The sequence below is a fragment of the Cytobacillus sp. genome (genome assembly GCF_964223445.1).
Lineage (GTDB): Bacteria > Bacillota > Bacilli > Bacillales > Cytobacillaceae > Cytobacillus.
Map to the genome: position 1 here is coordinate 18,287 of NZ_CAXQGS010000112.1, position 10,600 is coordinate 28,886.

The following is a 10,600-nucleotide window of genomic DNA, read 5'->3' on the forward strand; positions in this document are numbered from 1 at the left end:
TTTAAAAATGGGGTGTCAAAATGAACTCATCACATGTAAGAGCCCTGGCAAGGGTATTTCAGACAGCTTCAGATGATATCAAGACAGAGGAATTCAAACTAAAGCAAAGTGTCCAAAACCATGCAGATGAATGGAAAGGCAAAGCCCGGGACAAATTTGATTCTGCATTGGAAGAAGCAGGTGTCCTCTTCCAAAGGCACTCTGATAACCTTTATAACATCAGCCGAGAACTGGAAAGCGCTGCGAATGAAGTTGACAGAGTCAGAGAAGAAATTGAAAGACAAAGAGAATTAGAGAGATTGGCCAGGCTTAAGGAAAAATAATTAATTTGAATTGAAGAATATAAAGATTGGATGGGTTTTTATGTCTAATAATGAAGAGAAGAAAAAAGGTTCTTATGATAAGAATAAAAGATATGATGGCGAAGCGGTGCCGGGATGTGCAGACCTTTTTATATTGCCAATTCAAGTATTAATAGTTGGGTATCAAATAATTAATTTAATTTAATTAGAAGAACTAATCCGAAAAGAAAAGAGGTATTGAAATGGGAAATGAAATATCTGTAAATCCTGATCGCCTGGAAGACCTGGCAAATGACTTGGTTACTCGTTTGTCCAGAATTGAAGACGAATACAGAAATCTCCATATGGAGCTTGCAGATTTAATTAACAGCGCTCCGCCGGAATACAGGCATTGCTTCTATCATGTAGGGGATCCTTGGGGTACTGGTAATCAGCTGGTTGGGCAGCTCAGTGAAATGGAGATTGACCTGAGAATGGTCGCGAATAAATTTGCTGACGCAGATAATCTGGTCGGTAAGTTGTATAAGCTATATGAGCAATATGGTGCCGTAACAGCTCTCGGAGCATTGATGACAAAACAGCTTGCTTTTTACGGGTTGGGCTTTACTCAATTTATTAAGGATGCTGATGGTGTATTCACCTATAAACATATGGCGGCCCTTCAGAAGGTAACAGATAAAATTGACGAATCTAAAAAGTTGGGAACGATGGCAAGAGCGTTCCTGGGTCCATTATATTTGAGAAGTAAGTATAGAGAGGTACCACTTGCGGATTTAATTCATAGAAAAATTGCGAAATACCTTCCGGATGATGTTGCGAAGTTTGCGGGTAGCTCCAGAGCCTTTTTTGATGAAATTAAATATAAAACTTTTAATCCAACTACGTTCAAATCTTTTGTTAGTACTGGTGCCAAATTCGCTAAAACAAATGCATTAAGTACAGTTGTTTTAACCGGTGCAATGGAAGTCGGAGGAATGGGGCTTAAAATTTCAGAGAACTATGCTAAGTACGGAAATAACCCGGATGTTTTGAAGCGTGAAAATGCTAAAGCGATTGGTAATGCTGTTAATAATACAGTAGCTATCTCAGGAGGAGCAATTACAGGTGCAGTAATAGGTGGAGCTTTAGGTAGTTTAGTTGGACCGGTTGGAACAGTTGTGGGTGCAGCTGCTGGTTCATTCGTTGGTGGAATTATTGGAGAGAAGGCTGCTAAATTAACTGCTGGAATTGCTGAAAAAGGTGCTATCCTTATTAAGGAACCTTTACACCATGGAGTCGAGTTTTTTAAAGGTGGATTTGAGAAAGCTGGAAAAGCTGTTGAAGCAGCAAATAAAGGTATTGATATTGTAAATAAACAAATTAAAGAAACAATTTCTGATCCGGTAGGAAAAATTAAAGATATTGGAAAAGGGCTGTCAAAGGCTAAGGAGACAGCTGGATCTTTTTTAGATGGAGCAAAAGGGTTTTTAGATAAAAAATTATCGTTTTTTTAAGGAGGCAATATGAGTACCATTCAATTAAGTATTGAGGAACTAATTTTTGCATTTTATAGTGAAGGATTATATGAAGAAGGAATATCTATGAAAGAGACGTATTTTCCTTCACTTCAAGATTCCGAATTGAAGTTAATGCTGGAATTTGCGGCTCGCTCTTTGCTGGCAAAAGATATGGCCGTAGAGGTTAATAATCAATATAGATTAAAAGAGAACTATAAGGCTCATATTAATATTCTTAGTAATGCGGAGAAGACGGTTAAAGCTTCTAGATTTGATTTAAAGTTCGAAGGGGAAGAAAACATATCTTTTCATTTTGGAAATGGGGAAGTTTATCTTCATAAGTTATTGCATGACCATCAAGTACATTATATTACCAAATCCACACCAGAAAATATAATAACAAGTATTAAAGGTTTCTTCAATATTAGCAAGCTGCCTTTACAGGATGAAGTGCTTTTTAGTTTGAAGAATGAAGAATTTGAAGAATTCCTAGGTGATATGAGTGAATCGGATTCGTTGTCTGAATCTACTGCTCAAAAGTGGGAAAATAGGGTTAATGGTTCATTCTCATTTGAGTTTTTAAAAGATATTTCCAATAGAAAAGGAAGAATGGATAGCTTACTTAGTCTTAAATATGACTCTGCAAAAAATCCCGATTTAATTGACCTAATTTTTATTGTTCCCGGAAAATTGGACTTCTGGATGATTACAAGAGACGATAACTTAGATTTAAATATTCAAAGGGCAGACGAGACATCTATTAGAAACCTATTATTTAACAATTCTGTCCAAGGAGGAATTCCTCTTGTCCATGATTGAGAAAAAAGGAGAAGCTGTATTAATAAAAAGTTCTAAGTTCATGTATGTATGGATGTTTTTAGCTACAGTAGGATTTTTACTTGCATGTATCTTCTTAATTACACATGGACTGAAATTTAATTCTAAATATTCTTTCCTCTATCTTGGCGGAGGAATCGTATTAACTCCCTTCTATCTTTATTTGACTATTTGGAGTCTGCCTGGATTAATGCCAGGAAAGGTTTTGTTTAAAATACTCCCGGGAGAAAAAGGAACAGTTAATGCTAAAAAAGATACGGTACCTATAAGTAGTATTCGAGATATTAATTTAGTAAGAAACCCTTTAAATTTAATCAATGACATTGTTATTGAAACATTCAATGATAAAAAGATAAAAATTAGAACATATAATCTTCTTGGGGACTTAGATTATGAAATGATTGTAGATCAATACATTTATCCATATATGACTGAAAATGCAAAAAAGGTTTGGGATCGAAAGGTAGATCTTGAACGTCTTCGTAATGTGGCAAGATACGAGAGAAAAGAACCTAAAATTGAATAAGATAAATTGAATCTGTTTAACAAGTCCTCTCATAAGAGAGGGCTTTCTCAAGGGGCGGAAAAGAAGTGATTCCTTTTATTTTTCTCAAATCTAAAGGGGGATTATTATATATAGATGGTTCAAGACAAAGATCATATAACAATAAAGAGTTCAAACATCATGTATATTTTGGTGTCTCTTGCTACTGTAGGTTTTTTAATAGCATGTATCTTTCTAATTGTTCACGGATTGAAGTTTGACTCTAAATATTCTTTATTCTATCTTGGCGGAGGAATAATTTTCACTCCTTTTTATCTCTACATCACACTTTGGAATTTACCAGGCCTAATCCCGGGTAAAATCTTGCTATCCATTATACCCGGAGAAAATGGTGTGATTAAATCAAAAAAAGGCATTGTTCCAATTAAGGATATACGAAGCATTGATCTTGTAAGGAATCCAATAAATTTAATTAATGATATTGTTATTGAAACCTTCAATGATAAAAAAATGAAAATTCGCACGTATAACCTGATTGGTGATTTTCGCTATCAGATAATAGTTGACCAATATATATATCCTTATATGACTGAAAATGCAAAAAAAGTTTGGGATCGAAAAATAAACTTGGATACTCTTCGGCATCAAGCTAATTATGAGAGGTAAGAACCAAAGGCAGAATAATGATTTTTGTGTGAATCTCTCTTCTTTAGTTTCTCTGCCTGGTCCCAAAGGGGTGAGTATTGTTTGTCAATGGTTCAGAAAAAAGGGGATGCAGTTATTATAAAAGGCTCCAAATTTTATTATGTATTAATGTTTCTAGCCACGGCAGGATTTTTAATTGCATGCATTTTTCTAATTATACATGGATTAAAATTTAACTCTAAATACTCCTTATTCTATCTTGGCGGAGGGATAATATTTACCCCTTTTTATTTCTATATCACACTCTGGAGTCTGCCAGGTTTTATTCCAGGAAAGGTTTTGCTAAAAGTTGTTCCCAGAGAGAACGGAACAGTTATTGCCCCAAAATGCCTTGTTTTAATAAAGAACATCCGAAATATTGATTTGATAAGAAATCCATTAAACCGTATAAACGATATTGTTATTGAAACCTTCGATGATAAAAAAATAAAGATTCGCACCTATAATCTCTTGGATGATGGTGATTTTCAGGTGATTGTTGATCAATACATTTTTCCTTATATGACTGACAATGCCAGGAAAGTATGGGATCGGAAAATCGATCTGGATAAGTTAAGAGAAGAAGATAACTATGTTAGGCAGGAACATAGGATTTAGTAAAGCTTGTCTAAGTTTTTGATAATTACTTTGAATTTAGGAACTGTAATGCAGCTCTTTAAGGGTTAACCCCTATAAAGAGCTTTTGTTTTGAGATTAGCCCTCTCTCCCCTATCGGAAGGAGAATAATATGAAAAATTTAATCGCCTTTGCAGCAGTATTTCTGATTTGGACATTACTCTCTTTAATGCTGACCGGGATAGATATACCAATTCCAAGTTCTTATATTGCTCTAATGATTACAGCAAATGCTATTTTTGCCTTTTTCTCTATTTTCGCTCAGAAACTAGTTATTATCCTTTATGAAGTGAATGTGTATGAACATCCTAGGACTTTTCTTGACTATTGTTTTAAGTATATTGCTATTATCACCTCAGGTATAAATTATCATATTCAAAATTTGTTAAATAGACTCCCTCTCATTCTTAATAAATTGGCATCTGTATCTTTCTTTATCTTTCTTTTCTTTACGGGGTTCGGAGTGTTTGCTGTTTTTAATTAATACAAGTAGTTAATAATCTGGGGAGGGAAAAGAGATCTTGACTGCAAAAGAGGAACAAAAGAAATTCTCATTAATGAAAGGATTCTCATTTTTTTGGAAAAGTAATCTGGTGTTGTTTATAGCTATCATATTCCTCTATACAAACAAATCAAGCTGGAGTGAAGAAGGGGGTTCAGTTCTTTTGGTTTTGGCTTTGATGTGGGGAGTGCTCATTTTATTATTATCCATAATTGATGGCATAAAGTCCAAGAGTGCTGAGTCTCTGAAACTTTAAGGGATAACGTACGTATGTAAATTTAGAATTAATGAAACAAAAAGGAGGACCCCATGCCAAAGAAAAGCCCCATCACCCTATTGATGATAGTATTAACCAGCTTCCTCTTCCTCTCAGCCTGCAGCAGCTCAGAAAGCAGTTCAGAGGCAAAAGCAGAGAAAAAGGAAGAAGACAAATATGAAAAACTGGTTAAAGAGAAAAACAAGGAACTCGAGCTTGAACCTCTGGAGCTGACTTCTTACAGTGAGGAAGTCGGAGCGGCTATGAAGAATCCGGAATATAAGGAGTTTGCTGCAAATGGCCAGGTGGCTGTGCAGGGAGAGGTTGAGAAGTACTCAGAGCTAAAATCAGACTATGCCTGGATTAAGGTTCGTTCCACAGAGGATGGACCGGCAGGGAACGATCTTGAATACTACACACCCATCAAAGAAGGGAAGTTCAAGCAGAGTATCCGCTTTTTTAATGGAGAAGGCGAGTATAAGGTAACCGTACAGCTTCCAAGCACGGATAGTAAGAATTACTATTACGATCTTGCCTCGTTCACTATCCACAATGTGAATCCAAATGCAGAACGGGATATGACATATACTCCGTTTGGCCAGGAGGCAGAACTGGTACTGGATATTGAATCAAGCTATATAAAAGGCAATGAAGTATTCAATTTAAAAGGGGAAGCAGGAAGCCTGTCAGACAGCGATACGATCATGCTTAAGCTGAATAAGGAATCGGATATGTGGAAGCATGTTATTCCGCTTAAGGACGGCAAGTTCTCTTATGAGGTGCCTTTATTCTATGGAAAAGGACTTCACGAGCTTGAGGTGCTTGTTCCTGACAAGGAAAGGGAAAATTATTATCAGACGGCAGCAACTATCTTAATAGACAATGAGTCAGATAGGACAATGAGCCCTATCGAATATTCTAAAACGTATGAGGAGCGGGGAGTGGCGCTTGAGTATCCTCAATATGGCGGTGAGGAATCGGATGGTGTTTTTACTGTCAAAGGAAAAATTGATCCGCAGGCAGAATTCGGGCCTGAAACCGATCATATTTACATTACCACTAAAAAGGGTGAGGATGAAGCACTGGATGTTATCCCAGTAGAAGACTTCACATTTGATGATTCGTTTTACTTAAGATTCGGCCCGGGCACATATGAAGTCACACTAAGTGTGCCGGAAATCAAAGAAGAGAACAGTGATTATTTCCGTTACTATGGATTTGCCAAGTTTGAGGTGGAGTCAACAGGCGGGGATAAGCGGGACCTTCTGCCTTCAAGAGGCGTCCAGTCAGATGCACCGCAAATTACTGAATTGGCGAAAGAACTGACAGAAGGCATAAGCAGTGAAAGGGAAAAAGCGAAGGCCGTCTATGATTATGTCGCGAAAACCATTTCATATGATGTGAATAAGCTTGAAACAGATGATTTCAGCTGGGATGATAGTGCACTCAAAACACTGGATTCCAAAACGGGCGTATGCCAGGATTATTCGTATCTTGCCATTGCCCTGCTGCGGGCCAGCAATATGGAAGCCCGTTTTGTCGAAGGGACTGCTTTCGGCGGATTTTGGCCGCAGAAGCATGCATGGGTGGAAGTGAAAGTGGATGGAAGCTGGCTTACTATGGATCCTACATGGGGGGCGGGATATATTAAAGATGATAAATTCGTGGCAGCTTTCAATGAAAAATACTTTGATCCGAATAAAGAAGAGTTTGAAAAAACACATAACCGCACAGGTGTATCCTATTAATTGTTATAAAGTCACGGGGCTTGTTCCTGTGGCTTTTTTTCAATATTTGGCCGATTTTTTCCAAATGGGTGGAAATTATATCGAAAGACCCTTCAATAAATATTCTGTAAATTATAAAATCAAACTGACTGGACTTCCGTCCGGATCTCCTTTAAGGAGGGGAAAAGCTTGATAAAACAAATGGCAGGAGTGATCTTTTGTATGATGCTGATTTTCCCTGGTATGGTGAAGGCTGGCGGTTTTGGCGGTGATGACAGTGGAACTCCGGGTTATTGGTATGCTGGAGAAGCGCCTTCAAGCATTGATCCTTCCAAATCACCTCTTGTGTTTGTACACGGCTATAACAATTCATCAGCTGTCTGGCATGAAGGGAATGATATGTATGAAGTGGCTTTGGCAAATGGGTATGAAACAGCATTCATTGACCTTCATCATGACCGTGATATGTGGACGAATGGTGCAATTCTGGCTGAAAAGCTTCAAGAAATCTACCATCATTTCGGCGAAAAGAAGCTTGCAGTTATCGGCTATAGCAAAGGCGGGGTGGATATTCAGACAGCGCTTGTTCATTACAGTGCCCACCCATATGTATCAAATGTTATCTCCCTATCCTCCCCCCATCATGGCACCCAGCTCGCAGATCTGGCTCACAGCAGCGCGGCCTGGTGGCTTGCTGCCCTCCTTGGCAACAATAATGAAGCAACCGAATCCCTGCAGACAGGTAATATGCAACATTTTCGAAGCCTTACAGATTCCCATCAGAATGCTGAAAAAAATCGATATTATACACTTGGCGGCACTAAATGGGGTTCATTTGGCAGTGCATCATATTGGGGAGGCTTATATCTGAGCCAGTATGGAAAAAGCGATGGCGTCGTTACGGCGGTTAATTCCCGCTTGCCAGGAGCATCCGTTGTTCAGGAAGGCAGCTGGAATCATACAACCATCCGGGAAGGATCCCATACATTTCCGGTGTTCAGGCCCTATACCTCTATCACTCAGCCTGCTGCGGGTTTCTCATCAGCACGCTCTGAATCCGCTGCCAGACAGCCTGGCACTCATTCCATTGTAAAAGGCGGAAAAGCTGTCAATGCAATAAGTGAACAGTTTACCGTGGAGGAAAATGTAGAATCCATGACTGTTTCTTTTTTAAGTGAAAAGAATTTGCCCGATTTAATATTGATCAGTCCGGATGGCAAGGAATATAAAACGAAAAAAGTGTATCAGGAAGAATCCGAGTTTTTCAAAGGAGCATGGGTTCATCCGTTTGAAATAGATTATCCTAAAGCTGGAAACTGGGTGTTAAAGGCTCCGGCAAATGCTTCATACCTATACACTATTGCACTGGACAGCCCGTTAAATGATAAAATTCTGGGAAAGTCTGCGAAAAGCCATATAGCCTTTAATACAAAATGGATCCTATTCGGGTTTGATCCTTCAGGGAAAAAACTGAAGCAAAAAGCCAAAGGAGAAAAGGCTGGCCTCATGATCGAAAGCGATTTTACACAGGAAGGTGTATACAATGTGACAACAGAAGTAAAAGGACAGACTGAAAATGGCAAGCCGTTTGAAAGAACCATCATTGAATCTTTCTATGTAGATCAAAGTGGAAAACGATATAAGTAATGTAATGTATTTTGACTGCTGAGAAGCAGTCTTTTTTTTATTGAAAACCCAGGGATAAGGGAGAATCATCCTAAGAAAAACACAGGAGTTTCTAACGCGACAGCGAATATATAATAGGTTAGAATTAAATTCAGGGTAATGTAAATTAATGGAATGCGAGACATAGATAAAGGGGAGAGATTTCACATGGATAGAAATCAAATGCACCCTGCAATTGAGAGGGTATTAGGAAATATTGAAAAAGTCATGATCGGCAAACGGGATGTCGCAGAATTAAGCTTAGTGGCACTTTTAGCGGAAGGCCATGTTTTGCTCGAGGATGTGCCGGGTGTAGGGAAAACGATGATGGTGCGTGCACTGGCTAAATCAGTCGGAGCCGCATTTAAGCGCATCCAGTTCACGCCTGATTTGCTGCCTTCAGATGTGACAGGTGTATCCATCTATAATCCGAAGGAAATGGAATTTCAGTTCAGGCCGGGCCCCATTATGGGCAATATTATTTTAGCAGACGAAATCAACAGAACCTCTCCCAAGACGCAATCTGCTCTTCTTGAAGGGATGGAAGAAAGCAGCGTAACCATCGACGGAGTGACACATCGCCTTGAGAAACCCTTTTTCGTTATGGCGACGCAAAATCCGATCGAGTATGAAGGAACTTATCCGCTTCCGGAAGCTCAGCTGGACCGATTCCTGTTAAAAATGAAAATGGGCTATCCTGATATCGCTGATGAGATGGAGGTCCTGAATCGGGCACAGCGGATTCCGCCGATAGAAGATCTGGAATCTGTAATAGATTTAACTGAATTGCGCTCACTCCAGCAAGAAATTAAAGAAGTGCATGTCGATCAGACGATTAAACGCTATATTGTGGAAATTGCCAATCAGACCAGAAACCACAGCAGTGTGTATTTAGGGGCAAGCCCCCGCGGTTCGATTGCTTTAATGAAAGCAGCCCAGGCTTACGCATTCATGTATGGCCGCGATTATGTTCTTCCGGATGATATTCAGTATTTGGCGCCTGCTGTTTTTGTCCACCGGATTATTTTAAGGTCTGAGGCGAAATTCGAGGGTATTACCGCTGAAGAAGTAGTAGAACGGGTCATTGCCAGGGTTTCTGTTCCAGTACAAAGGTTAGTGAAGTAAAATGAAACAGCTGTTAAATACACTGAAAGGTGTCTGGAAGCTGATTGTGTTATTTTTGCTTATTCTGTTCGCCTTTTCATATGCGATGTTTCAGGGCGGGTTTGTAAGCTGGTTTTTGTTTTACAGCTTTCTTCCTTTTGCTCTTTACGCACTTGGCTTGTCGTTTTATTCTTTAAACGACTTTGAGGTGGAGCGTATCCTGCCAAAAGCAGAATTCAATGCAGGTGAACAGGCAGTTATTACCTTGAAGATTACCAGAAGAACAGCTTTTCCTCTGTTGTATCTGGTCATAGAGGATGAGATGAGTGAACAGCTGCAGCATGCCAGGAAATCAAACGAGGCAAAGCGTTTTTTATTTCCTGGGTTTCAGAAGGAAATGTCCCTTCAATACAGGATTAACAGCCTGCCGAGGGGTGAGCATTTTTTTGCCTCCATCCGTATGAAAACAGGTGATTTGCTCGGTTTAATAGAAAAAGAAAGGCAAGCCCCTGCTGAGAGCCGGATGATTGTCTACCCGGCATATGAGGAAATCATTTATAAGCCTATGGCGCATCATTATGATCAGGGAATGACTGCTTCAAAAGAGCGGGTGCAAAGGGATACTTCCATGGCCATCGGCATTAGGGAGTATCAGCCGGGAGACAGATTCTCCTGGATTAACTGGAAAGCTACTGCTAAGCGCAATGATATTATGACCAAAGAATTTGAACAAAGGCAATCGCATGACGTATATATCCTCATGGATTGTGCACCGGATAGCCGATTTGAGTTCCGGGTGGCGTTGTCGGACTAATGGTCGCCGTGTTCGTCGCGCCGAACTTCGTCGATGGCGTCTGAGTAGGCCTTGAAAATGTTGCCTTCCGGG

13 protein-coding genes are annotated in these 10,600 nt (G+C 39.4%); all 13 read left to right on the plus strand.

Going from position 1 to position 10,600, the window contains the following annotated elements; all coding sequences use genetic code 11:
* The first annotated feature begins 20 nt into the window (after positions 1-20).
* The 13 genes from ACEQ1T_RS19510 (at position 21) to ACEQ1T_RS19570 (ending at position 10,528) form a co-directional block, all read left to right on the plus strand.
* Positions 21-323 (plus strand): WXG100 family type VII secretion target, encoded by a 303-nt coding sequence (locus ACEQ1T_RS19510; RefSeq protein ID WP_009336194.1) that lies wholly within the window; start codon positions 21-23, stop codon positions 321-323.
* A 40-nt stretch (positions 324-363) separates the two neighbouring features.
* Positions 364-507 (plus strand): hypothetical protein, encoded by a 144-nt coding sequence (locus ACEQ1T_RS19515; RefSeq protein ID WP_019382387.1) that lies wholly within the window; start codon positions 364-366, stop codon positions 505-507.
* Positions 508-646: 139 nt separating this feature from the next.
* Positions 647-1,795: a glycine zipper domain-containing protein gene (locus ACEQ1T_RS19520; protein WP_370224343.1), complete on the plus strand. Its 1,149-nt coding sequence runs from the start codon at positions 647-649 to the stop codon at positions 1,793-1,795.
* A 9-nt stretch (positions 1,796-1,804) separates the two neighbouring features.
* Positions 1,805-2,617 (plus strand): hypothetical protein, encoded by an 813-nt coding sequence (locus ACEQ1T_RS19525; protein ID WP_370224344.1) that lies wholly within the window; start codon positions 1,805-1,807, stop codon positions 2,615-2,617.
* A complete protein-coding gene (locus ACEQ1T_RS19530) occupies positions 2,610-3,161 on the plus strand; it encodes a DUF5381 family protein (protein ID WP_370224348.1) in 552 nt (183 codons plus the stop codon). The genes ACEQ1T_RS19525 and ACEQ1T_RS19530 overlap by 8 nt, the downstream gene beginning before the upstream one ends.
* 114 nt (positions 3,162-3,275) lie before the next feature.
* On the plus strand, positions 3,276-3,806 hold the full coding sequence (locus tag ACEQ1T_RS19535) for a DUF5381 family protein (protein WP_206845986.1): 531 nt from the start codon (positions 3,276-3,278) through the stop codon (positions 3,804-3,806).
* Between the two features lie 87 nt (positions 3,807-3,893).
* The gene (locus tag ACEQ1T_RS19540) at positions 3,894-4,442 is read left to right on the plus strand and encodes a DUF5381 family protein (RefSeq protein WP_370224349.1); all 549 of its coding nucleotides are present in this window, start codon (positions 3,894-3,896) and stop codon (positions 4,440-4,442) included.
* A gap of 130 nt (positions 4,443-4,572) precedes the next feature.
* Positions 4,573-4,944, plus strand: coding sequence for a hypothetical protein (locus ACEQ1T_RS19545; protein ID WP_206845987.1), 372 nt, complete (start codon positions 4,573-4,575; stop codon positions 4,942-4,944).
* Between the two features lie 37 nt (positions 4,945-4,981).
* A complete protein-coding gene (locus ACEQ1T_RS19550; RefSeq protein ID WP_370224345.1) occupies positions 4,982-5,218 on the plus strand; it encodes a hypothetical protein in 237 nt (78 codons plus the stop codon).
* A 53-nt stretch (positions 5,219-5,271) separates the two neighbouring features.
* Positions 5,272-6,966 carry a transglutaminase domain-containing protein gene (locus ACEQ1T_RS19555; protein WP_206845989.1) on the plus strand — a complete coding sequence of 565 codons (1,695 nt, stop codon included), beginning with the start codon at positions 5,272-5,274 and terminating at the stop codon, positions 6,964-6,966.
* Between the two features lie 168 nt (positions 6,967-7,134).
* Complete coding sequence (locus ACEQ1T_RS19560) at positions 7,135-8,592, plus strand: triacylglycerol lipase (protein ID WP_206845990.1); 1,458 nt, start codon at positions 7,135-7,137, stop codon at positions 8,590-8,592.
* Positions 8,593-8,778: 186 nt separating this feature from the next.
* Entirely contained in the window at positions 8,779-9,735 is a 957-nt protein-coding gene (locus ACEQ1T_RS19565; protein WP_206845992.1) for a MoxR family ATPase, read from the plus strand.
* A gap of 1 nt (position 9,736) precedes the next feature.
* Positions 9,737-10,528: a DUF58 domain-containing protein gene (locus tag ACEQ1T_RS19570; protein ID WP_370224347.1), complete on the plus strand. Its 792-nt coding sequence runs from the start codon at positions 9,737-9,739 to the stop codon at positions 10,526-10,528.
* The last annotated feature ends 72 nt before the right edge of the window (positions 10,529-10,600 follow it).

Excerpts from the sequence above, each read along its gene's own strand:
- ACEQ1T_RS19510 (WP_009336194.1), top strand. The coding sequence starts at position 21 with ATGAACTCATCACATGTAAGAGCCCTGGCAAGGGTATTTCAGACAGCT.
- ACEQ1T_RS19515 (WP_019382387.1), top strand. The coding sequence starts at position 364 with ATGTCTAATAATGAAGAGAAGAAAAAAGGTTCTTATGATAAGAATAAA.
- ACEQ1T_RS19520 (WP_370224343.1), top strand. The coding sequence starts at position 647 with ATGGAGCTTGCAGATTTAATTAACAGCGCTCCGCCGGAATACAGGCAT.
- ACEQ1T_RS19525 (WP_370224344.1), top strand. The coding sequence starts at position 1,805 with ATGAGTACCATTCAATTAAGTATTGAGGAACTAATTTTTGCATTTTAT.
- ACEQ1T_RS19530 (WP_370224348.1), top strand. The coding sequence starts at position 2,610 with ATGATTGAGAAAAAAGGAGAAGCTGTATTAATAAAAAGTTCTAAGTTC.
- ACEQ1T_RS19535 (WP_206845986.1), top strand. The coding sequence starts at position 3,276 with ATGGTTCAAGACAAAGATCATATAACAATAAAGAGTTCAAACATCATG.
- ACEQ1T_RS19540 (WP_370224349.1), top strand. The coding sequence starts at position 3,894 with ATGGTTCAGAAAAAAGGGGATGCAGTTATTATAAAAGGCTCCAAATTT.
- ACEQ1T_RS19545 (WP_206845987.1), top strand. The coding sequence starts at position 4,573 with ATGAAAAATTTAATCGCCTTTGCAGCAGTATTTCTGATTTGGACATTA.
- ACEQ1T_RS19555 (WP_206845989.1), top strand. The coding sequence starts at position 5,272 with ATGCCAAAGAAAAGCCCCATCACCCTATTGATGATAGTATTAACCAGC.
- ACEQ1T_RS19565 (WP_206845992.1), top strand. The coding sequence starts at position 8,779 with ATGGATAGAAATCAAATGCACCCTGCAATTGAGAGGGTATTAGGAAAT.
- ACEQ1T_RS19570 (WP_370224347.1), top strand. The coding sequence starts at position 9,737 with ATGAAACAGCTGTTAAATACACTGAAAGGTGTCTGGAAGCTGATTGTG.